21 protein-coding genes are annotated in these 21,722 nt (G+C 71.1%); 14 read left to right on the top strand and 7 right to left on the bottom strand.

Features of this window, described 5'->3' with window-relative positions; genetic code table 11:
• The first annotated feature begins 126 nt into the window (after positions 1-126).
• Positions 127-1,032, top strand: coding sequence for a haloalkane dehalogenase (locus ACZ63J_RS14800; protein WP_465400923.1), 906 nt, complete (start codon positions 127-129; stop codon positions 1,030-1,032).
• Positions 1,025-1,669, top strand: a complete 645-nt coding sequence (locus ACZ63J_RS14795) for a class I SAM-dependent DNA methyltransferase (protein ID WP_465400922.1) — start codon at positions 1,025-1,027, stop codon at positions 1,667-1,669. The genes ACZ63J_RS14800 and ACZ63J_RS14795 overlap by 8 nt, the downstream gene beginning before the upstream one ends.
• Before the next feature lie 55 nt (positions 1,670-1,724).
• Here ACZ63J_RS14795 and ACZ63J_RS14790 read toward each other — a convergent pair whose 3' ends face one another.
• Positions 1,725-3,017: an aspartate aminotransferase family protein gene (locus ACZ63J_RS14790; RefSeq protein WP_465341691.1), complete on the bottom strand. Its 1,293-nt coding sequence runs from the start codon at positions 3,015-3,017 to the stop codon at positions 1,725-1,727.
• A 121-nt stretch (positions 3,018-3,138) separates the two neighbouring features.
• On the opposite strand from ACZ63J_RS14790, the gene serS reads away from it, so the two are divergent.
• The gene (gene serS / locus ACZ63J_RS14785) at positions 3,139-4,401 is read left to right on the top strand and encodes a serine--tRNA ligase (RefSeq protein WP_465400921.1); all 1,263 of its coding nucleotides are present in this window, start codon (positions 3,139-3,141) and stop codon (positions 4,399-4,401) included.
• 71 nt (positions 4,402-4,472) lie between these two features.
• A complete protein-coding gene (locus ACZ63J_RS14780; protein ID WP_465400920.1) occupies positions 4,473-5,474 on the top strand; it encodes a DUF3558 family protein in 1,002 nt (333 codons plus the stop codon).
• Here ACZ63J_RS14780 and lhgO read toward each other — a convergent pair.
• Positions 5,471-6,655: an L-2-hydroxyglutarate oxidase gene (lhgO, locus tag ACZ63J_RS14775; protein ID WP_465400919.1), complete on the bottom strand. Its 1,185-nt coding sequence runs from the start codon at positions 6,653-6,655 to the stop codon at positions 5,471-5,473. The genes ACZ63J_RS14780 and lhgO overlap by 4 nt on opposite strands.
• Positions 6,656-6,735: 80 nt before the next feature.
• Here lhgO and ACZ63J_RS14770 point away from each other — a divergent pair, with 80 nt between their 5' ends.
• On the top strand, positions 6,736-7,344 hold the full coding sequence (locus tag ACZ63J_RS14770; RefSeq protein ID WP_465400918.1) for a TetR/AcrR family transcriptional regulator: 609 nt from the start codon (positions 6,736-6,738) through the stop codon (positions 7,342-7,344).
• Positions 7,341-7,826: a nuclear transport factor 2-like protein gene (locus ACZ63J_RS14765; RefSeq protein WP_465400917.1), complete on the top strand. Its 486-nt coding sequence runs from the start codon at positions 7,341-7,343 to the stop codon at positions 7,824-7,826. Before ACZ63J_RS14770 ends, ACZ63J_RS14765 begins: the two co-directional genes overlap by 4 nt.
• Here ACZ63J_RS14765 and ACZ63J_RS14760 read toward each other — a convergent pair.
• Positions 7,823-10,936, bottom strand: coding sequence for an AfsR/SARP family transcriptional regulator (locus ACZ63J_RS14760; protein WP_465400916.1), 3,114 nt, complete (start codon positions 10,934-10,936; stop codon positions 7,823-7,825). The two genes, ACZ63J_RS14765 and ACZ63J_RS14760, sit on opposite strands and share 4 nt — an antisense overlap.
• Before the next feature lie 127 nt (positions 10,937-11,063).
• Here ACZ63J_RS14760 and ACZ63J_RS14755 point away from each other — a divergent pair, with 127 nt between their 5' ends.
• Genes ACZ63J_RS14755 through ACZ63J_RS14735 form a run of 5 tightly spaced genes read left to right on the top strand, consistent with a single transcriptional unit; the run spans position 11,064 to position 15,619 of the window.
• A complete protein-coding gene (locus ACZ63J_RS14755) occupies positions 11,064-12,197 on the top strand; it encodes a DegT/DnrJ/EryC1/StrS family aminotransferase (RefSeq protein ID WP_465400915.1) in 1,134 nt (377 codons plus the stop codon).
• Between the two features lie 23 nt (positions 12,198-12,220).
• The gene (locus ACZ63J_RS14750) at positions 12,221-13,150 is read left to right on the top strand and encodes an NAD-dependent epimerase/dehydratase family protein (RefSeq protein WP_465313995.1); all 930 of its coding nucleotides are present in this window, start codon (positions 12,221-12,223) and stop codon (positions 13,148-13,150) included.
• A gap of 32 nt (positions 13,151-13,182) precedes the next feature.
• Complete coding sequence (locus ACZ63J_RS14745; protein ID WP_465400914.1) at positions 13,183-14,379, top strand: glycosyltransferase family 4 protein; 1,197 nt, start codon at positions 13,183-13,185, stop codon at positions 14,377-14,379.
• Positions 14,366-14,995, top strand: coding sequence for an acyltransferase (locus tag ACZ63J_RS14740; protein ID WP_465400913.1), 630 nt, complete (start codon positions 14,366-14,368; stop codon positions 14,993-14,995). The genes ACZ63J_RS14745 and ACZ63J_RS14740 overlap by 14 nt, the downstream gene beginning before the upstream one ends.
• Before the next feature lie 57 nt (positions 14,996-15,052).
• Entirely contained in the window at positions 15,053-15,619 is a 567-nt protein-coding gene (locus tag ACZ63J_RS14735; protein ID WP_465400912.1) for a Uma2 family endonuclease, read from the top strand.
• Here ACZ63J_RS14735 and ACZ63J_RS14730 read toward each other — a convergent pair.
• Both ACZ63J_RS14730 and ACZ63J_RS14725 read right to left on the bottom strand, forming a co-directional pair.
• Complete coding sequence (locus ACZ63J_RS14730) at positions 15,616-16,203, bottom strand: hypothetical protein (protein WP_465400911.1); 588 nt, start codon at positions 16,201-16,203, stop codon at positions 15,616-15,618. The genes ACZ63J_RS14735 and ACZ63J_RS14730 overlap by 4 nt on opposite strands.
• A gap of 54 nt (positions 16,204-16,257) precedes the next feature.
• Complete coding sequence (locus ACZ63J_RS14725) at positions 16,258-16,860, bottom strand: hypothetical protein (RefSeq protein ID WP_465400910.1); 603 nt, start codon at positions 16,858-16,860, stop codon at positions 16,258-16,260.
• A 116-nt stretch (positions 16,861-16,976) separates the two neighbouring features.
• Here ACZ63J_RS14725 and ACZ63J_RS14720 point away from each other — a divergent pair, with 116 nt between their 5' ends.
• The 3 genes from ACZ63J_RS14720 to ACZ63J_RS14710 are packed head-to-tail and all read left to right on the top strand — an operon-like array spanning position 16,977 to position 19,628.
• The gene (locus tag ACZ63J_RS14720; protein ID WP_465400909.1) at positions 16,977-17,486 is read left to right on the top strand and encodes a SigE family RNA polymerase sigma factor; all 510 of its coding nucleotides are present in this window, start codon (positions 16,977-16,979) and stop codon (positions 17,484-17,486) included.
• Complete coding sequence (locus ACZ63J_RS14715; protein WP_465400908.1) at positions 17,483-18,196, top strand: hypothetical protein; 714 nt, start codon at positions 17,483-17,485, stop codon at positions 18,194-18,196. Before ACZ63J_RS14720 ends, ACZ63J_RS14715 begins: the two co-directional genes overlap by 4 nt.
• A gap of 40 nt (positions 18,197-18,236) precedes the next feature.
• Positions 18,237-19,628, top strand: coding sequence for a M20/M25/M40 family metallo-hydrolase (locus ACZ63J_RS14710; protein ID WP_465400907.1), 1,392 nt, complete (start codon positions 18,237-18,239; stop codon positions 19,626-19,628).
• Here ACZ63J_RS14710 and ACZ63J_RS14705 read toward each other — a convergent pair.
• Entirely contained in the window at positions 19,625-20,581 is a 957-nt protein-coding gene (locus ACZ63J_RS14705) for a Gfo/Idh/MocA family protein (protein WP_465314002.1), read from the bottom strand. The genes ACZ63J_RS14710 and ACZ63J_RS14705 overlap by 4 nt on opposite strands.
• On the bottom strand, positions 20,578-21,684 hold the full coding sequence (locus ACZ63J_RS14700) for a DegT/DnrJ/EryC1/StrS family aminotransferase (RefSeq protein WP_465314003.1): 1,107 nt from the start codon (positions 21,682-21,684) through the stop codon (positions 20,578-20,580). The genes ACZ63J_RS14705 and ACZ63J_RS14700 overlap by 4 nt, the downstream gene beginning before the upstream one ends.
• Between the last annotated feature and the right edge of the window lie 38 nt (positions 21,685-21,722).

Genomic DNA, 21,722 nt, shown 5'->3' with positions numbered 1-21,722 from the left:
CTGCATCCCCTCACGCCCCCCCTCCCCCCCCCCTCCCCGCCCCCCCCCCCCCCCCCCCCCCCCCCCCCCCCCCCCCCCCCCCCCCCCCCCCCCCCCCCCTCTTCCGTTCCCACTAGCGTGGGGTTCGTGCGCCTGCTGAGGACACCGGACGACCGGTTCACGGACCTGCCCGACTTCCCCTTCGAGCCGAAGTACGTCGAGCTCGACGACCCGCACGGCGGTGTGATCAGAGTGGGGTACGTGGAGGCGGGCCCGGCCGACGGACCGCCGGTGCTGCTCCTGCACGGCGAGCCCAGCTGGTCGTTCCTCTACCGCAAGATGCTCCCGGTGCTGGCCGCCGCCGGGCTCCGCGCGATCGCGCCGGACCTGGTCGGCTTCGGCCGCTCCGACAAGCCCGGCGACATGGTCGACCACACCTACGCCCGGCACGTGAACTGGATGCGCGGATTCGCGTTCGACGCCCTCGACCTGCGGGACGTCACGCTCGTCGGCCAGGACTGGGGTGGCCTGATCGGCCTGCGCCTGGTCGCCGAGCACCCGTCGCGGTTCGCGCGCGTGGTGGCGGCCAACACCGGCCTGCCGACCGGCGACCACGACATGCCGGCGGTGTGGCACGCCTTCCGCGAGGCCGTCGAGAAGGCCCAGGTGCTGGACGTCGCCCGGCTCGTCCAGTCGGGCTGCAAGTCGGCTCTGTCGGAAGAGGTCCGCGCGGCGTACGACGCGCCGTTCCCGAACGAGATGTACAAGGCCGCGCCGCGGGCGATGCCCGGCCTGGTGCCCTACCGGCCGGACAACCCGGCGTCGGCGGCCAACCGCGCGGCGTGGCAGACCCTCACGGAGCTGGAAATCCCGTTCCTGGTGGCCTTCTCCGACGGCGACCCGATCACCGGCGGGATGGCCCCGGTCCTGCAGCGGTCGCTGAAGGGCGCGCAGGGCCTGGCGCACCCGGTGATCCAGGGCGCGGGTCACTTCCTGCAGGAGGACGCGGGCGAGGAGCTGGCCGAGCACGTGGTGCGGTTCGTCCGTGGCTGAACCCGGCTACGTGACCAAGACCCGCACCGCGTACGACACGGTCGCCGACTCGTACGCCGAGACGCTGCGGGACGCGCTGGACGCGAACCCGTGGGACCGGGCGATGCTGGGCACGTTCGCCGAGCTGGTCGGCCCGGCCGGCCCGGTCGGCGACCTGGGCTGCGGCCCGGCCCGGCTGACCGGTCACCTGGCTTCGCTCGCCCTGGACGTCTTCGGCGTGGACCTCTCACCCGGCATGGTCGCCGCGGCCCGCCGGGCGCACCCGGAACTGCGCTTCGAAGTCGGTTCGCTAGAGGCGCTGCCGCTCGACGACGGGAGCCTCGCCGGCGCGCTGGCGTGGTACTCGCTGATCCACACCCCGCCGGAGCGGCTGTCGCCGGTGGTCGCGGAACTGGCGCGGGTGCTGGCCCCGGGCGGCCGCCTGCTGACGGCGTTCCAGGTCGGCGACGAACGCCGTCACGTCTCCCAGGGGTACGGCCACGAGGTCTCCCTGGACGCGTACCGCCTGCAGCCGGACTTCGTGACCGGCCTGGCCACCGCGGCGGGCCTGGCGGTGGAGGCCCGGCTGGTGCGAGAGCCCGAAGGGCCGTTCGAGAAGACCCCGCAGGCGTACCTGCTGTTCCGCAAGCCGAGCTGAGCAGGCCCGAAAGTGTCGGGCCTGCTCAGTAGGCTGGAATTGGGGGCTGCTCAGGTCAGGACAGGGCCGCGTGGGTGGCCGCGAGCGCGTCGACCAGGATGTCCAGGCCTTCCTGGGCCTCGTCCGCCGTCAACGTCATCGGCGGCCCCAGCCGGAGCACGTTCCCGTGCAGCCCGCCCTTGCCGATCAGCAGCCCGCGCTTCTTGGTCTCTTCCAGCATCCGGGCCGCCGCGGCCACATAAGGCTTGGTGGTCCCCGGCTCGACGAGCTCGACGCCGATCATCAGGCCCTTGCCGCGCACCTCGGCCACGATCGGCGACCCGGCGGCCTGAAGACCGGAGATGAGCTGCGTCCCCCGCGCGGCACAGTTCGCCTGCAGGTCGTGGTCCTTGATGTAGTCGAGCACCGCCGTCGCGCCGGCCATGGACACCGGGTTGCCGCCGAAGGTCGAGAACGACTGGGCCTGGAAGCAGTCCAGCACGTCGCCGCGGGCCACCACCCCGCCGACCGCGAGACCGTTCCCCAGCCCCTTCGCGAACGTCATCATGTCCGGCGTCACGCCGTGCGCGTCGATGCCCCAGAAGTGCTCGCCGGTCCGGCCCCAGCCGGTCTGGACCTCGTCGGAGATGAACAGCACCCCGTAGGAGTCGAGCACCTCCTTCATCGCCCGGAACAGCCCGTCCGGCGGGAGGCTGAAGCCGCCGACACCCTGGATCGGCTCGGCGATCAGGCACGCGACGTCGCCCGCGGTCGCCGTGTCGAGCACGTCCACCAGGTCCGCGACGCAGGCCTTGATGTAGTCCGCGTCCGACATGTCCCGGAACGGGCTGCGGTACCGGTAACCACCGTGGACGTAGTTGACCTTCACCGGGCTCAGCGCCGACGCCGACCAGCCGCGGTTGCCGGTGATCGCGACCGTCCCGAACGATCGGCCGTGGTAGGAGTTGCGCATCGCCAGCACCTGGTTGCTGCGCCGGAACTGCGTCGCGAGCATCAACGCCGTGTCGTTCGCCTCGCTGCCGGAGTTCGTGAAGAACACCTTGGCGTCCGGGATGTTCGACAGCTTCGCGATCCGCTCGGCCAGCTCGACCTGCGAGCGGATCAGGTACAGCGTCGAGGTGTGCAGGATGCCGGTGTCGAGCTGCTTGCGGACCGCGTCGCCGATCTCGGCGACGTCGTAGCCCATCGAGTTGGTCAGCACGCCGGCGAAGAAGTCGAGGTAGGTGCGGCCCTGCGAGTCGGTCATCCGCCGGTCGTGCGCGTGCACGATCTCGATCGGCTCTTCGTAGAGCAGCGACATCCAGGACGGCATGACTGCGCGGTGCCGGGCCAGCAGCTCGTCGGACATCAGACGCCTCCTCCGGTGGTTTCCCTGGAGTATGAGGAGCCCGCGAACAGCGCTTCAACGATCAGACTGTCGGGATAACCCAGTAGGGACGCACAGTCTGTACGGACTACCCTCAGTCCTCGTGATTGACCCCAGGACTCTGCGCGATGACCCGGAAGCCGTGCGCGCGTCGCAGCGCGCCCGTGGTGAAGACGAGGGAGTGGTCGACAAGCTGCTCTCCCTCGACACCCGGCGCCGCTCTTCCATCGCGGCCGCGGACAAGCTGCGCAACGAGCAGAAGCTCCTGGGCAAGCAGATCCCGAAGGCCCCGCCGGAAGAGAAGCAGCAGCTGCTGGCCACGGCCAAGGAGCTCGCCGCGCAGGTCAAGGCGGCCGAGGCGGAGCAGAACACGTCGTCGGAGGAGTTCGACCAGCTCTTCCGGACCGTGCCGAACCTCGTCCACCCGGACGCGCCGGTCGGCGGCGAAGACGACTTCACCGTGCTCAAGCACGTTGGCGAGCCGACGAAGTTCGGCTTCACGCCGAAGGACCACCTCGAGCTGCTCGAAGCGCTCGGCGGGGTCGACATGGAACGCGGCGCGAAGGTCTCGGGCTCGCGGTTCTACTTCCTCACCGGCGTCGGCGCGCAGCTGCAGCTCGGCCTGCTCAACATGGCCATCGCGCAGGCGCTCGAAAACGGCTTCACGCCGATGATCACGCCGTCGCTGGTCCGTCCGGAGATCATGGCCGGCACCGGCTTCCTCGGCCAGCACTCGAGCGAGATCTACCACCTCGAGGACGACGACCTGTACCTCGTCGGCACGTCGGAGGTGCCCCTCGCGGGCTTCCACGCCGACGAGATCCTCGACCTGAACGACGACGCGAAGCGCTACGCCGGCTGGTCGTCCTGCTACCGCCGCGAGGCCGGCTCGTACGGCAAGGACACCCGCGGCATCATCCGCGTCCACCAGTTCGACAAGGTGGAGATGTTCGTCTACACCAAGCCGGAGGACGCCGAGGCCGAGCACGAGCGGCTGCTCGGCTGGGAAGAGCAGATGCTCGCGAAGATCGAGGTGCCCTACCGGGTCATCGACACCGCGACCGGCGACCTCGGCACGTCCGCGCACCGCAAGTTCGATTGCGAGGCGTGGATCCCGACGCAGGACACCTACCGCGAGCTGACCTCGACGTCCAACTGCACGACGTTCCAGGCCCGCCGCCTCTCGGTCCGCTACCGCGGCGAGAACGGCAAGCCGCTGATCGCCGCGACGCTCAACGGCACGCTGGCCACCACCCGCTGGATCGTCGCGATCGTCGAGAACCACCAGCAGGAGGACGGTTCCGTACGCGTGCCCGAGGCGCTGCGGCCGTTCGTCGGCGGCAAGGAAGTCCTCACGCCCCGCTGATTCGCGGTTATGCCGGGTGCGCCCCCGTTCGGCCCAGTAAGGTCCGGGCCGAACGGGAGAGGACTCTTCGCATGCGCATGAAGTGGCAGGTCGCGGTGGCCCTGGCGGCCCTGACCGTGGTGTCCGGCTGCACGGTGGCCGTCGGCGGCTCGGCGTCGCCGGTGCCCGGCCAGGGGCCGGTCGTCAAGAACGTCGACGCCTGCACGCTGCTCGACGAGTCCCAGCTCGACGCGCTCGGTTACGAGACCAGGGGCCGTTCGGTGCCGGAGGTCAAGGACCGGAACCAGACGGCGATGTGCCTGTGGAACACGAAGGACGACATCGAGCCGTCGGCGATCCTGAACGTCGGCTACACGACGGACATCGACTTCAACGAGTACATCGCCGGCGCCGTCCCGAAGGGCGAACCGCAGCAGATCGCCGGGTTCAGCTGGCGGCAGTACCCGTCGATCCTCGCCGACGACTGCGTGCTCTACGCCATCCTGGGTGACCAGTCCTTCGCGTACGTGAGTGTGTCCGAGCCGCCGCTCGAGAAGTCGTGCGAGCTGGCGAAGGCGGTCGTCCCGCAGGTCGCGGCGCACCTGCCGGGCGGGCAGGACGCGCCGTCGATCACGCCGACGGCCCCGGCCAAGACCGAGCCGGGCGGCCCGCTGCTCTCGGCCGACCCGTGCGCGATGCTCAAGCCGGACCAGGTCGCGCAGCTGAAGAACATCGCGCCCACCGGCGAAAAGGACACGTCGTCCACGGTGCCCAACGCGTCCTACTGCCTGTGGGACGACACCGACGGCAGCGAGGGTCAGAAGGCGTTCGAGGTCTGGTTCGGCCCGAGCACCCCGGTGGCGGACTGGCCGGGCGTGAACGGTGTCAAGCCGCAGGAAACCGTCGACGTCGGCGGCAAGCAATGGGGCGTCTACCCGAACCTGGGCGGCCTGCGCGTGACCTGTGGCGCGTACCTGCCGATCACCGAGACGTCGTCGGTGCAGGTGGTCAGCGGGTTCATCGGCGACGACACCAAGACCTGCGACCTCGTCAAGCAGGGCCTGCCGCTGGTGACCGCGAACCTGCCGGGCTAGGCCGACACCTGGTCCGCGATGTGGCGCGCGATCTCCAGCGCGCTCGTCGCGGCCGGCGACGGCGCGTTCAGGACGTGCACCTGGTCGCGCGCGGTCTCGATGAGGAAGTCGTCGACGAGCGAGCCGTCACGGCGCATCGCCTGCGCGCGCACGCCGGAGCCGTGCCGCACGATGTCGTCCTCGGTGACGGCCGGGACGAGCCGCGCGAGGCTGGCGGCGAACCGCTTCTTCGAGAACGAGCGCCGGACCTCGTCGAGCCCGGTCGGGAACGCGTACTTCTTCGCGAGCCGCCAGACGCCGGGGAAGGCCGCGACCTCGGCGACGTCCTTCGCGGAGAAGTCACCCCAGCGGTAGCCCTCGCGGCGCAGCGCGAGCACGGCGTTCGGGCCCGCGTGCACACTGCCGTCGAGCATGCGGGTGAGGTGCACGCCGAGGAACGGCAGCGTCGGGTCCGGCACCGGGTAGATCAGGCCCTTGACCAGGCCGCGGCGTTCGGGCTTGAGCTCGTAGTACTCCCCGCGGAACGGCACGATCTTCGCCGACGGCGTCAGCCCGGCCAGCCGCGCGACGCGGTCGGAGTGCAGGCCGGCGCAGTTGACGAGCCCGTCCGCGACGATGACGTCCGAGCCGGTGGCGACCTCGACACCGCCGTTGCTCCCGGCGCGGATGGCCAGCGCGGGGCTGTTCAGGCGGAGGTCGACGCCGGCTTCGTCGAGCAGCCGGACGAGGGCTTCGCAGACGCCGGGGAAGTTGATGATCCCGGTGGACTCGACGCGCAACGCGGCGACGCAGGCGACCTCGGGCTCGTACTCGCGGGCTTCGGCGGGTGAGATCTTCTTCGCCGGGACGCCGTTGGCCTCGGCCCGCTCGGCGAGCGTGTTCAGCGCCGGGATCTCCTTCTCGTCGGTCGCGACGACGAGCTTCCCGCACACCTCGACCGGCACGCCGTACTGGCGCGCGAAGTCCACGATGGACCGGTTCCCGGCGACGGACATCCGCGCCTTGAAGGAGCCGGGCTTGTAGTAGAGCCCGGCGTGCACGACGTTCGAGTTGTGCCCGGTCTGGTGCGCCGCCCAGCGCGGCTCCTTTTCCAGCACGGTGACGTCCAGCCCGCGCCTGGTCAGCTCCCAGGCCACGGCCAGTCCGACGATCCCGCCCCCGACGACCACCACGTTGCGCACGATCGACCAGGCTACGCGAGTGCCCGCCGGGTGCTGTTCCCTGGCGGAACCTGACAGCTGTCAGGTACGGTACCTAACAAATGTCAGGTAAGCGATTGACCCGAGAAGCGCGCCGCGAGCGGATCCTCACCGCGGCGGGCGAGGTGTTCGCGTCGGCGGGATACGACGCGGCGGGCATGCGTGAGGTCGCCGCGACGGCCGGCATCAGCACGCCGGTGCTCTACGACCACTTCCCGGCGAAAGCGCAGCTGTACGCGGCCCTGCTGGAGTCCGAAGTGGACGGCTTGCTGGCGGGCTGGGCCGCGCTCCCGCCGTCGGACGACCCGGAGGTCCTGCTGCGCAGCCGCGTCTCGGCGATCTTCGCGTGGATCGAAACGCACGAACGCGGCTGGCGGATGATCTTCGCCGAGACGCCGTCGGACCCGGCGGTGGCCTCGGTGCACCGCACGGGCCAGGCGCGGGCGACGGCCAACCTGGCGGCGCTGTTCCACGGCGTGCCGCTGGACCTCACGGCCCGCATCCCGCGTCCGCTGGCCGACGAGGTCCTGGCCGAAGCCTGCAAGAGCGCGCTCAACGCGGTCGCGACGTGGTGGTGGGGCCACCGCGAGGTGCCGCGTGAAGAGGTGGTCGCGCTGACGGTGGACCTGCTCTGGCGTGGGCTCGCCACACTGGTCAAGGGGGAGAGATGAGCACGGAGAACTACCGGCTCGCCGCGGAAACGGGCGACGTCGACCTGGCGATGACGGCGTTCGCGCCGGAGGCGGTGCTGCATTCACCGCTGACGTCCCGGGTGCGCTTCACCGGCCACGCGCAGCTGCGGCCGTTGATCGAGGTGGCGTACGCGCACCTGTCGGAGATCCGCTTCCACACGGACATCGGCGACACCCGCACCCGAGTGGTGGTCTACACGGCCCTGCTCGGCGGCGAGCCGATCGAGGAGGCGGCGCTGCTCCGGCTGGACGGCGAAGGCCTGATCGAAGAGGCGACGATGTTCGTGCGGACGTTGCCGGGGCTGGTGACGTTGATGGACCGCTTCGGCCCGGACATCGCGCGGCGCAACGGCCGCCCGCTGGCGGCGCGGGTGGTGAGCGTGCTGACCAAGCCCTTGCTGGCGATGGTGCGCTCCGGCGACCGGCACGCGGTCCCGCTGGTCAGCGGCCGGGCCGGCTAGGTGTCCGAACTCGTGGACACCGTTGCGTCGATCGAGTGCTCCAGCGCCTTCTGCGCGCTCATCCCCAGCCCGGCCCCGTAGGCCCGCTCGAACCCGGCCGCCCCCAGCGACTCCCGCGCCCGGAGCCGCACCGAAGACACGTCCGGGTCGCCGCTGATCGCCGTCCCGCGTACCGCCACGGCCGCGCCCAGCAGCACCGCCGCCTCGGCCGGGGCCGACGCCGCTCCCGCCAGGCCCTCCAGGGCGAACGCCACGACGTCGCCCGCGTGCCACTGCCGTCCGGTCAGCAGTGCCGAGCGGTGCAGCTCGACCGCCTCGGCCGGGCGGCCCTCGGCCGAGGCCAGCCAGCCCAGCGAGATGAACGCCGTAGCGCGGGCCGTCTCCGCCGCGAACGAGCCGCCCGGGCATTCCGACAGCGCTCGCTCGCACAGCTGACGCGCCGCCGCCAGGTCGCCTTCGTGCCGGGCGAGGTTCGCCAGCCCGACGTACGCCGCCGCGCGGGACTCGGGCATGCCCGTGCGGCGGGCCGTCGACGCCGCCAGTTCGTAGTCGGCGCGGGCGCCGGCGTCGTCTCCCGACAGCAGGCGGGTCCACGCCCGGCGGCAGACGAGGTCCGCGGCGTCGTCCGTCGCGCCGATCTGGTGCATCAGGCCGAGCGCCTCGTCCATCAGCGGCAGCGCCGCCTCGTGCTCGCCGCGCCAGGTCAGCAGCTGCGACAGGTGGTCCAGCGCCATCGACAGGCCCCACCGCTCGCCCAGCGCGCGGAACTGCACGGCCCCCTCGCGCAGGTTCTCCTCGGCGTCGGCCAGGTCGCCGTTCATCATCGACCGCAGGCCGATGCCCATCGGCAGCAGCGCCCAGCTCCACGCGTCCCCGCTGGCCAGCATGCTTTCGCCGCGGCCGGTCACCTGGTCGTCCTCGCCCGGCGGGCCGGCGACCACGCCCAGCAGCATCACGAGCATCGGGTGGTGGACGGCCAGCGTCCCGTCCGTCGCGTAGCGCCGGACCAGCGGCAGGTACTGCTCCAGCGACTCGTGCGGCGCGCCCGACATCGCCCCGAGCACGCACATCACGAACTCCTCGGGGTGCCGCTCGCGCAGCTCCGGCGGGCACCGCGACGCCACGGCCAGCGACAGCCCGGCGCCCTCGAACCGGCGTCCGCGCATCCACCAGTACATCGCCAGCAGCGGCACCAGCCGCAGCGCGAGCTCGACGTCGTGCTCGGTCGCCCAGCGCAGCGCCGCCAGGACGTTGTCGTACTCGGCGTCGACGCGATCCAGCCACTCCAGCTGCGACGCCGTCCGCAGCATCGGGTCGGCTTCTTCGGCGAAGCGCAGGATGTACTCCGCGTGCGCGCGATGGATCGCCTCGGTCTCGCCCGCTTCGGCGAGCTTCTCCGCGCCGAACGCGCGGATCGTCTCCAGCATCCGGAACCGGCCGCCGACGGCTTCGGCCAGCGACTTGTCCGCCAGCTCGAGCAGCAGGTCCGCGTCCGCGCCGCAGACCTCGGCCGCCGCGGCGAGCGTCGCGCCGCCGGCGAACACCGTCAGCCGGCGGGCGAGCTCGTGCTCTTCCTCGCTCAGCAGGTCCCAGCTCCACTCGACAACGCCGCGCAGCGAGCGGTGCCGCGCCTCGGCCGTCCGGCTGCCGCGGCCCAGCAGCCGGAACCGGTCGTCGAGGCGGGTCGCGATCTCGCCGAGGTCGAGCGCCCGGACGCGCGCCGCGGCCAGTTCGAGGGCCAACGGCAGGCCGTCGAGGGCCGCGCAGACGTGCTGGACGTCGCCGATCGTCGTCTCGTCGACGGTGAACGCGGGGTCGCTCGCGGCCGCGCGGTCGGCGAACAGCCGGACCGCCGGGTACGTCAAGGCTTCCGCTGCGGACGTCCCCGGCGGCGGGACGGCCAGCCGCGGCACCGGCGCCAGCTGCTCACCGGTGATGCCGAGCGGCTCGCGGCTGGTGGCCAGCACTCGCAGCCCGGGGCACGCGGCGAGCAGCCGCGCGGCGAGCCGGGCCGCGACGTCGACCACGTGCTCGCAGTTGTCGAGCACCAGCAGCGTCGACCGGTCGCGCAGCGCCGAGATCAGCCGGTCGGCCGGGTCCTGGGGGCCGCCGCGCGAGCTCTCGCGCAGGCCGAGCGCGCCCAGCACCGCGCCGGGGACGTCGGCGCCGCTGTGCGGGGCGAGCTCGGCGAACCCGACCGGCCCGGACTCGGCCGCCGCGATTTCGATGGCCAGCCGCGTCTTGCCGCTGCCACCCGGCCCGGTCAGCGTCACCAGCCGGCTGCGCGCGAGCAGCTCCGCGACCTGCCGCAGCTCGCCGTCCCGGCCGACGAAGGTGGTCAGCTGCGCGGGCAACGCCGAGACCACCGGCTTCTCGGTCTCGCCGCGAAGCACGGTCAGGTGGGCTTCGGCGAGCTCCGGGCCCGGGTCGGCGCCCAGCTCGTCGGCCAGCGTGCGGCGGGCGTCCTCGAACGCGGCCAGCGCGTCGGCGGAGCGTCCGGCCGCCCCCAGGGCCCGGACCAGCTGCGCGCGCGGGCGTTCCCGCAGCGGCTGCGCGGCGACCGTCTCGCGCAGCCCGGCGAGGACGTCTTCGGCCTGCCCCAGCGCCAGCCGGGCCTCGACGTGGTCGTCCGCCGCGTCTGCCCGCAGCTCCTCGAGCCGGGTGGCCCGGGCGGCGGCGAACGGCGCGTCGGCCAGGTCGCTGAACGCGGTCCCGCGCCACAACGCCAGCGCTTCGCCCAAAGTGGACGCCGCGCGGACGTGCTCGCCGTTCTTCAGCAGCGCCCGGCCTTCGCGGACGAGACGGTCGAAAGCGTGAACGTCCACTTCGTCCGGTTCGACGGCGAGCCGGTAGCCCGCCGCGGTGAACTCGACCGGCGCCAGCTCCTTCAACGCCGTCCGCAGTCGGGACACCTGGGACTGGAGAGCGTTCGCTGCGCCGTCCGGCGGGTTTTCGCCGTACATCCCGTCGACCAGCCGTTCGGCCGGCACGAACCGGCCCGCCTCGAGGGCGAGCAGCGCGAGCAGCATCCGCGACCGCGGGCCGCCCACCGCCACCTGCGTGCCGTTCTCGCGCCACGCGGTGACGGCCCCCAGTACCCCGAATCGCATGCGCCCAGCGTAGGACGTCTTTCGTTGCCGGATGGGCGTCACTCGAAAGTGGTCTTCGGCGTGGGCCTGTGAATCACCTGAGCGTGCGTCTATACACTTCGCCGGGTCCCCACGCAATGGGAGAGGTATGTCGACCGACAGCATTGCCCTAGGTCAGCCGACCGTGGGCGAAGAGGAGCTCGCGGCCGTCGCCGAGGTCTTCCGATCCGGCTGGCTGGCCGGGGCCGGACCGGCGTGCCGCCGCTTCGAGGAGCGGTTCGCGCAGGTCACCGGCACCGCGCACGCGTTGACGACCGCGAACTGCGGCTCGGCGCTCTTCCTCGGCCTCAAGGTCCTCGGGGTGCAACCCGGCGACGAGGTCATCGTCGGCGACTACACGTTCCCCGCGACCGGCCACGCCGTGGTGCAGGCAGGCGCGACACCGGTGTTCGCCGACATCCGCCCGGACGTCTTCAGCGCCGACCCGGCCCACGTCGAGTCCCTGATCACCCCGAAGACCGTCGGCATCCTCGTGGTCGACGTCGCGGGCCAGCCCGGTGACTTCGACGAGTACCGCGCGATCGCCGACAAGCACGGCCTCTGGCTCTTCGAGGACGCCGCGTGCGCCGCGGGCGCGACGTACAAGACGCGCCCGGCCGGCAGCCTCGCCGACCTCGCCGCGTTCTCCTTCCACGGCCGCAAGGGCATCACCGCCGGCGAGGGCGGCGCGCTGGTCTCCGACCGCGAAGACCTGATCGCGCACGCCCGCAAGCTGCACACCTACGGCATCGAGCCGGCGATCAGCCGTGAGGGCTCGAACACGCTGCCGATCCCCGAGTTCCACGAGCTCGGGTACAACTTCCGCATGTCGGACGTGCAGGCCGCGATCATGAACGTCCAGCTCGACCGCCTGCCGGACCTCCTCGCCGCCCGCCGTTCCGTCGCGAAGCGCTACCACGAGGCCTTCGCCGACGTCGACGCGCTGACCGTCCCAGTCGAACTGTCCGATCGCGAGCACCCGTGGCAGGCCTACCTGCTGACGGTCGCGCCCGAGGTCAGCCGCGACACCCTGGCCCTGCGCATCCGCGAGCAGGGCGTCCAGTGCAACTTCGGCACGTACGCCTCACACCTCCAGCCGATCTACGGCCCCCAGACGCCGCTGCCGGTTTCGGCCGACGCGTTCGCGCGCCAGCTCGCCATCCCCATGCACGCCAACCTGACCGACGCCGAGGTGGCGCGGGTCGGCGAGGTCGTGCGCGCCGCCGTGCAGTCCCTGTCCTGAAGCCCCTGACCGAGGAGAAATTGGTGTCCGACAAGAAGGTGCTCTTCACCGGGGCTGGTGGCTTCATCGCCGCGCACGTGATCCCGCTGCTGATCGAAGGCGGCTACACCGTGCGCATCTTCGACAACATGACCCGCGGCGACCGCGCCCGGGTCAACGAGTTCGTCGCCACCGGCAAGGTCGAGCTCGTCGAGCAGGACGTCCGGTACGGCGGCGCGGTGCGCGAGGCCATGCGCGGCTGCACGCACGTCATCCACTTCGCCACGGTGTCGATCAACAAGTCGATCGCCGACCCGGCCGAGTCCATCGACATCAACATGGTCGGCAACCACAACGTCTTCGCCGCGGCGGCCGACGAAGGTGTCCAGCGCCTGGTGTTCGCGTCGACCGCGTCGGTCTACGGCGAGCCGAAGCGGTTGCCGATGCACGAGGACGACGAGCTCAAGCCGCTCACGCCGTACTGCATCTCGAAGCGCGCCGGCGAGGACATGCTCGGCTTCTACGAGCGCACCAAGGGCCTGTCCTGGAACGCGCTGCGCTTCTTCAACGTGTACGGCCCCGGCCAGAAGATCGAGGCCTACTACACGTCGGTGATCAACCACTTCATCCAGCGCCTGCGCGCCGGCCAGCCGCCGATCATCGACGGCCGCGGCGACCAGTCGATGGACTTCGTGCACGTCACCGACCTCGCGCGGGCCGTCGTAGCCGCGCTGGAGTCCGAGCGGGCGAACCTGCCGATCAACATCGGCACCGGCATCGACACCTCGATCGCGGCGCTGGCGAAGATCCTCATCGAGGCCGTCGGTGTCGACGTCGAGCCGCTGTTCAACGACCGTGACGTGCTGGTCTCGCGGCGCGCGGCCGACATCACGCGCGCCCGCGACGTGCTCGGCTGGGAGCCGCGGATCACTGTCGAAGAGGGCATGCGGCAGCTGGTCGAGGAATCCGAGTGAGTGCCACCGCGGGGCCGGCCCGAGGACGTGCGATGCGCATCGCGGTGGTGAACAACTTCTTCCCGCCCCGCGTGGGCGGCAGCGCGCACATGTCGGCGTCGCTGGCGGCGCAGTTCGTGGCGGCCGGGCACGAGGTCCTCGCGATCACCGCGGCGTACGCGGACGCCCCGGCCGAGGAGGAGCGCGACGGTTACCGCGTCGTCCGCCTCCCGGCGGTGAAGATGCCGCAGGTCGGCCTGTCGATCGACTTCGACATGAGCTTCGCCTCGCTGCGGCCGGGCAACTGGCGGCGGCTGTGGAAGCTGCTGGACGAGTTCAAGCCGGACGCGATCCACCTGCACGGCCAGTTCTTCGACCTGTCGTGGCTGGCCGGGATCTACGCGCGGCGGCACGGAATTCCGTCGCTGCTCACCATCCACACGCTCCTGATCAGCGACAACAAGCTGTACGGCGGCGTGTTCCGGGTGCTCGACGCGCTGCTGGTGCGGCCGATCCTCGCCTACATGCGGCCGCGATACGTCATCCTGGACAAGCTGGGCGTCGACTACTGCGTCGACCGCTACGGCACCAGCGACGCGAACTCGGAGTACTTCCCGATCGCCGTCGACACCGGCCACTTCGCGAAGCCGGTCACGAAGGACGTCCGCGCGGAGCACGGCATCGGGGACGCGCCGCTGATCGTCTCGCTCGGGCACGTCATCCCGCTGCGGAACCGGCTGCCGCTGATCGAGGCCCTGCCGTCCATTTTGGACAAACACCCCGGGGTGCGGGTGGTCATCGTCGGGCGCGTCTACCACGACGCGTTCCTGAAGAGGGCCGCCGAACTGGGCGTCTCGGACGCGCTGGTCGTCACCGGCGCGGTGCCGAAGGAAGACGTCCCGGCGTACTTCGCCGCGGCGGACATCGTGACGCACGACCTCAACGGCGGCTGCGGCACGGCGTCCCTGGAGGCGATGCTCTCCGGCACGGCGACGATCGCGTCGGTCACCGAGGACAACTACCCGGGCATCGAGCTGCGCAACGGCGAAAACGTGCTGCTGGTCCGCCCGGACGACTCGGAAGCCGTGGCGTCGACGGTCGTCGAGCTGCTCGACGACCCGGAGCGGCGCGCGGTGATCGCCCAGCGCGAGAGCGAGATGGTGCGGGCGAACTTCGGCCTCGACGTCGTCGCCGAGGAGCACCTGCGGACTTTCGAGAAGCTGGTGTCGGACGCTCATGTTCTTCGATGACGAGCGCAGCCACCGGCTGCGCCCGCAGATCCTGACCGAGCTCGTCTCGCAGTACATGAACGACGCCGAGCGGGCGCAGTTCTACGGCCTGCCCTCGACGTGCCGCGTGCGCGAGCGCGTCAAGATCATCAGCCCCGAGAACCTCAAGATGGGCGACCACTGCTGGGTCGGCGAGGGCGCGGCCCTCGACGCGAGCGGCGGCCTGGAGATCGGCGAGCACACCAGCATCGGGCTGAACACGCTGATCTTCACGCATTCCAGCTGGCTCGCGAACATGACGCTGCAGAACCACTCGGGCAGCGACCTGATCGAGCGCAAGCCGGTCAAGATCGGCAAGGGCTGTTTCATCGGCGGCCTGGTGGTGATCATGGCGGGCGTCACGATCGGCGACTTCGCAACGGTGCAGCCGAACTCGGTGGTGGCCAAGGACGTCCCGCCCCGGACGCTGGTGGCGGGCAACCCGGCTCGGGTTTTCCAGCGCTACGACGAGGAATACATCCAGTCCGAAGTGGACCGCGTCCGCACGGAGAACGCCCGCCGCCGCGCGCTCGCGGAGTCACAGGGCCAGGACACTTCGGGCTGGGGAGCCCCATCGGGCGACTACTCGGAGCAGTAGGTTTCTGGCAGCCTGACGTGCGAAAGCGATGTCCGGCTACTGGCGGCGAGGAGTGTCATGGAATGGCCTCACCACTTTTTGTCCTTCGATGACTGGGTTCGTTTACCGGAAATCCGAGAATTCCATGTTGAAGTTATTGAAGGAGTTTTTGTTGTGGCGCCGCGTCCAGGTTTTTTGCACCAGCGAGCTGCTGCGCGGCTGACCTACTTGATCGACGAACAGCTCCCGGACCGGTACTGTGCACTGAATGGCGTCGAGATGGTCGTCCGGGAGACTCCGCCGACCGTTCGTGTGCCAGATGTTCTGGTGGGCCTGGGTGTTCAGGTGGAGACGAATCCGGCTCGGTTGGCCGCCAGTGATGTTCGGTTGGTGGTCGAGGTGTTGTCCGAGGGCAGTCGGCGGACAGACCGGGTTACGAAGCTTTCCGAGTACGCGGAAGCCGGGATCGAGCACTATTGGATCGTCGACCTCGACCCACCGGTCAGCTTGATGACCTGTCGGCTGGCTGAAGGCTACCGCTATGAAGACTTCGGCGAGCAGTCCGGCATTGCCCGACTCGACTTTGAGGGCACGGTGCTAACCATCGACCTGAACGCGCTGACTCCCGACGCTCCGCGACCTTAGAGCCGGTCGCCGAGGAGTTTCGCCAGGGATTCGCAGATGTCGGCGCGGTTGCGGCCCATCTCGATCTCGGCCACCCGCAGCTGGCCGTGCGCGTGCTTGGCGACGAAGACCAGCGAACTGGCGCCCGTGCCGTAGCAGTACCCCGCGGCCTCACCCGCGCCCGGCACCGGCTTCGCCGGCTCGTCGCACTCCGACTGCAGCTGCTTGAGCATCGTGCTCGGTGACTTGCCGCCCGTCGCCGCCAGGACGTACAGCTCGCCGAACGCGTAGGAGCAGCGGAACGCCTTGCCCGGGCCGAGCTGCTCGGGCGGCATCTCGCTGGGCTCCCGCACGTTCCACGCGGTGCCCAGGAGCTGCGCGAACTCGACGTTCCCCAGGTACGGGCAGGCGCCGGTCACCTTCGCCGGGGAGACGGCCGGCGTGAAGGCGGGTGGCGCCGGGGTGGTCGGTTTCGGCTTGCTCACGGAAGTGGATGACGGCGGAGCCGACGTGACCGCCGGCGCCGCCGTCGTGGAACCGCCCGAACACGCTGTGACGCAGGTCAGCAGGCATGCGGCGGCGAAGATTCCCCCCAAGAAGCGCACGAAAGACAATCTAGCGCTCCGTAACCGAGCGCAGGATTGCGGTTACGCAACGTTTCAGCCGTGCCCGACGCCGGTGTTGCCCGAGGGCAGCCTGGCGCCCGCCGCGTCGTAGGCCTTGAGGCCGTCCGGCTCGCCCGCGTCGAACCAGAACACCACGACGTTCGGGTCCGCGCTCCACCGCGCCTGGTGCGCGACGCCGGACTTCGCCGTGATCTTCGCGGCCGGGCCGTAGTAGTACCCGAAGCTCGGCACGTCCTGGCCGTCGGCGTTCAGGCCGCCGCTCACCGCGTGGAAGCCGGGCGCCTTGGCGGACCCGTTCGACTCGTTCGCGAGGACGAGGTCCTTCAGGCCGTTCGGGCCCCGCGTGCCGGCCATGATGCCGAACGTCGTCTGGGGGAGGCGCGGCTCCTGCACCTTCACGCCGTAGAAGACCAGGTCGCCGCTTCCCGCCGGGATGACGTCACCCAGCACCTCGTGCTCGGGCGCCGCGGCCCTGGTCGGCGGCGGTGACACCGGCGCGGCCACCAAGGCGGCGGGCGCCGCGGGCGCGGGCGCCGCCGGCGCGGACTCGGCGTTCGCCACGGTCAGGACGCCGGACACCACCAGCGCGCCGCACGCGGCCGTGACCGTACCGGCGATGACGAGGCGTTTTTTCATGATTCCTCCCTCGGTAGCAAGATCGTCCGAGGGAACTACGGGCGTAGGCTCAAAAAGGTTGAGAGCAACCTTTCCGTGCCCCGGCCGTCGCTGGGGGAAGGACGAACGGAGCAGGCATGGCGCGCGGTGACGACGAGTTCGCGGAGTTCGTCCGCGCGTCGTCGGCCCGGCTCACCCACGCCGCCTACCTGCTCACCGGCGATCGCCACCAGGCCGAGGACGCCGCCCAGACCGCCTTCACCCGCACGTACGCGGCATGGTCGCGGGTCCGGCACAAGGACGCCTACGGTTACGCGCGCACCGTCCTGATGAACCACGTCATCGACGGCTGGCGGCGCCCGATCCGCGAGTACGCCACCGAGGTGATGCCCGAGCGGCAGGACCGCCTCGACGTCGACCAGGCCGTCACCCAGCGCGCGTGGCTCACCGCGGTGCTCAAGACGCTGACCGCCCGCGAACGCGCCGTCGTCGTGCTGCGGCACTTCTTCGACCTGCCCGAAGCCGACGTCGCGCGGGAACTGGGCGTTTCGCTGGGTACCGTGAAGAGCACGAACTCGCGGGCGCTGGCCAAGCTGCGGATCGAAGCAGGCGCCGAGGACACGCTGATCGGAGGGAGCGGGCGATGAACGACCTCGACGACTTCCGCGCCGCCCTCCGCCGCCCGCCGGAGGAGCCCTTCGCCGAGCCGGACCTGGCCAAGATCATGGCCGGCGGCACCCGCATCCGGCGTCGGCGCCGGGTCCTGACGAGCGTCGCCGGGGTCGCTGCCGCGGCCGCCGTGGTGCTGGTGGTCGTCTTCGCCGTCCAGGTGCGGCAGCCCGCGCCTGCGCCGGTCGCGCAGCCGCCGTCGATCTCGGTCACCAAACCGCCGGCGACCAGCGGCCCGCCGGAAAAGCCGCCGATCGGCGAGGTGGTCGGCACCGGCATCTCGACCGCCGCGGGGGAGATCGTCCTCTTCGCCCGGGCGGTCGACGAGCCGCAGCTCCTGCCGGACATCCACTTCGGCCTCGTCGCCGGCTTCCGCTCCGGGACCTCGGTGCGGGCCGTGCTGGCGACGAACGAGATCCGCGGCTCAGACCGGTCGTACGGCTTCCACGCCACCGACGGCGGCGAGATCGTCCAGGACCAGCTGATCCCGGTCTTCGGGTACTTCGCCGGCCCGGTCGCGCGGATCACGACGACGGTGCACGGCAAGACGATCGAGGCCGACCTGGCCAAGTGGACCGCGGACCCGAACGTGGTGTTCTTCTGGTTCGACCCGGTCGCCGTCCCGAACTCCGACGTGCTGACGCCGCTCATCGCGTACGACCCGAACGGCAAGCGGCTCACCAAGTAGGCGGTACCCGCCGGGTTCGCGTGGGCGTAAGAACCCCACCGTGACCTCACGACGAGTGTTCCTCACCGCTTCTGCCGCCCTGGGCGCCGCCGCCGCGACGCGGGTTCCGGCGGGCGCCGCCGAGCTCGGGGACCGCGGGCCCGGCGGCCCGGTCCGGCCGCAGCCGCTCGGCCCGGACCTGCGCGCGTTGCTGCGGCAGGTCGACGAACGCCGGATCGAGGCGACCGTCCGGCGGCTGGCCGCGTTCGGCACCCGGCACACGCTGTCGTCCCAGAGCGACCCCGCCCGGGGCATCGGCGCGGCCCGGGACTGGCTCTTCGCGCAGTTCCAGGCGGTCGCGGCGGCGTCCGGGGGCCGGCTGAGCGTCGAGCTGCAGTCCTACGTCCAGCCGCCCGCCGACCGGATCCCGGTGCCGACGACGATCACGAACGTCGTCGCGACGCTGCGCGGGTCGACCGATCCGGGCCGCGTGTACGTCGTCTCGGGGCACTACGACTCGCGCTGCACCGACGTCATGGACTTCACCAGCGACGCCCCGGGAGCGGACGACGACGCGTCGGGCGTCGCGGTCTCGCTGGAGCTGGCGCGGGTGCTCTCGACCCGGCAGCCGGCCGCGACGATCGTCTTCGCCGCCGTCGCCGGCGAGGAGCAGGGCCTCTACGGCTCGCGGTACCTGGCCCGGCAGTTCAAGGCGGCGGGCACGGACGTCCAGGCGATGTTCACCGACGACATCGTCGGCTCGAGCCGCGCCGACGACGGCACGCGCGACCCGTCGACGATCCGGCTCTTCGCCGAGGGCGTCCCGACCGCGGAGACGCCGCAGGAGGCGGACCTGCGGCGCAGCATCGGCGGCGAGAACGACTCACCGCCGCGGCAGCTGGCCCGGTTCGTGAAGTCGGTGGCGGAGAACGACTCGACCGGCATGACGGTCCGCGTGATCTACCGCCGCGACCGCTACCTGCGCGGCGGCGACCACATCGGCTTCCTGGAGCAGGGCTACCCGGCGGCGCGCTTCACCGAGCCGAACGAGGACTTCGCCCACCAGCACCAGAACGTCCGCGTGGAGAACGGCGTCCAGTACGGCGACCTGCCGCGCTTCTGCGACTTCCCGTACATCACGCGGGTCGCGCGCGTGAACGGCGCGGCCCTGTGGTCACTGGCCACGGCCCCGGGCACTCCGAAGGGCGTGAAGATCCGCACGGCGGCCCTGACGAACGACTCCGAGCTGCTCTGGACGGCCACCCCGGGCGCGGCGAGCTACGAGGTCCTGTGGCGCGAGACCACGGCGCCGGACTGGACCCACACGATCGACGTCGGCCCGGCGCTGACGGCGAAGATCGACCTGTCGAAGGACAACGTCTTCTTCGCCGTCCGCGCGGTGGGCCCGGACGGCCGCCGAAGCCCGGCGGCCTTCCCGGTTCCGGTCAGCTAGGCCGCGGCCTGCGTGAGGACCTGCTCGACGACGTGGTGCGAAGGCAGGATCAGGTCGCGCTCGGTGTCGGCGTCGATCTTGCCCTCCAGCAGGTCGCAGAAGCGGTCCAGCTGCGTGGCCAGCGGCTCGCGCGCCGTGATCAGCTCCGGGATCTCGATGACCGTCTGCTGGCGGTAACCGAGGCCGTCCGGGGTGACCGAGTCGTGCGAGATGTGGCGGTAGATCGTGACGTCGCGGCGCAGCAGGTCGATCTCGATCAGCCGGTCCAGTTCGGACACCACCAGCGAGCGGACCTTCTTCTGCCCCAAGCGGGACGCCGACACCGTGGCCAGGCCGGTCGGGAACGACAGCACCGTCTCGATGGTGTCCTCGGCGCCCTCGACCGACGACGGGTGGAAGTACCCCGCGCCCGACGTCACGCGGGCCGGCGTCGCGCCGCCGAAGAACTGGATCGCCAGGTCGACGTCGTGCACCAGCAGGTCCCACGCCACGCCCGTCTTGATGCGCGGCGCGTACGGGCCGTGGCGGCGGGCCATCAGGTGGATCGGCTCGTTCACCAGCGCCCGCGCGGTCATCACCGCCGGGTTGTAGCGCTCGAGCAGCCCGCACATCAGCGCGACGTCCTGCTTCTTCGACAGCGCGACGATCTCCTGTGACCGTTCGAAGCTGTTGCACACCGGCTTTTCCACCAGCATCGGCTTGCCCTGGCCGAGGATCTCCTGCGCCAGGTCGTAGTGCGCCTCGGTGGCCGACGCGAGCACGACGGCGTCCACATCGGACAGTGAGCCGATCTCCGGCGTCCACTGGGTCTCGTACCGGTCGGCGACGGCCTTGCCCGCCTCTTCGCGCGGATCGATCACGCGGACGAGGTCCACGCGCTCGTTGCCGGCGAGCACACGGGCGTGGAGGGAACCCATGTTCCCGGTCCCGACAAGAGCGATCCGATGCGTCATGCGCCCAGTACCTCGCGAACGGTTTCGATGATGGTGTCCAGGTCGGACTCGGTCAGGTGCGGGTGCACCGGCAGCGAAAGCGCCTGCGCGGCAACCGCCTGCGCCACCGGGAAGTCCTCGACGCGCGCGCCCGGGATCAGGTCGTGACCGGAGTAGCAGTCGTAGTCGAAGACGATCTTCGGGTAGTAGATGCCGTTGCCGATGCCCCGCTCGGTGAGCGCCGCGGCCAGCTCGTCACGCGAGAGGAACGCGTGCGGCCCGACCAGCACGGTGTACTGGTGCCACACGTGCTCGCGGCCCGGCAGCACCTGCGGGACGTCGAGGCCCGGCGTGCCCGCGAGGCCCTCCGAGAGGCGCTTCGCGTTCGCCTGGCGGGCGGCGGTCAGCTGGTCGAGCTTCGCCAGCTGCGGGATGCCGACGGCCGCGTGCAGGTCGGTCATCCGGTAGTTGTGGCCGGCGACCTCGTACTGGTAGCGGGCGCGCATGCCCTGGTTGCGCAGCACGCGCAGCTTGTCGGCCAGCGCGTCGTCGTCCGTCGTGATGACGCCGCCCTCGGCGGTGGTGATGTTCTTCGTCGCGTACAGCGAGAAGCAGCCGATGCCGAACGAGCCGGCCTGCTTGCCCTCGAACGACGCGCCGACGGCCTGCGCGGAGTCCTCGATCACCTTCAGCCCGTGCTCGGCGGCGAGCGGCGCGAGCTTGCCCATGTCCGCGGTCTGGCCGTAGAGGTGCACCGGCATGAGCACCTTGGTGCGGTCGGTGACGGCGGCGGCGACGGCGTCCGGGTCGATCGCGAAGTCGTCGCGCCGGATGTCGGCGAAGCGGACGGTCGCGCCGGCTTCGAGGATCGCGTTGAGCGTCGCGACGAAGGTGAACGGCGACGTGACGACCTCGTCGCCCGGCTTCAGGTCGAGGACCTGGAGCGCGGCGACGAGCGCGGTCGTCCCGTTGTTGACCGCGATCGCGTGCTTCGTCCCGGAGACCGCCGCGAAGGCGTCTTCGAAGCGCTTGACCATCGGTCCCTGTGCGATGGCGCCGGAGCGCAGCACCTCGACGACGAGGTCCTCCGCGTCGCGAACGTCGACCACGGTGATGGGGATCATGGGCAGTCTCTCTCGGCAGGCGATTTCGGCGCGTCCGG

The organism is Amycolatopsis sp. NPDC104863 (assembly GCF_055582965.1).
Note: the sequence above shows the minus strand (reverse complement) of the source record. Positions and strands in the feature narration are given on the sequence as shown.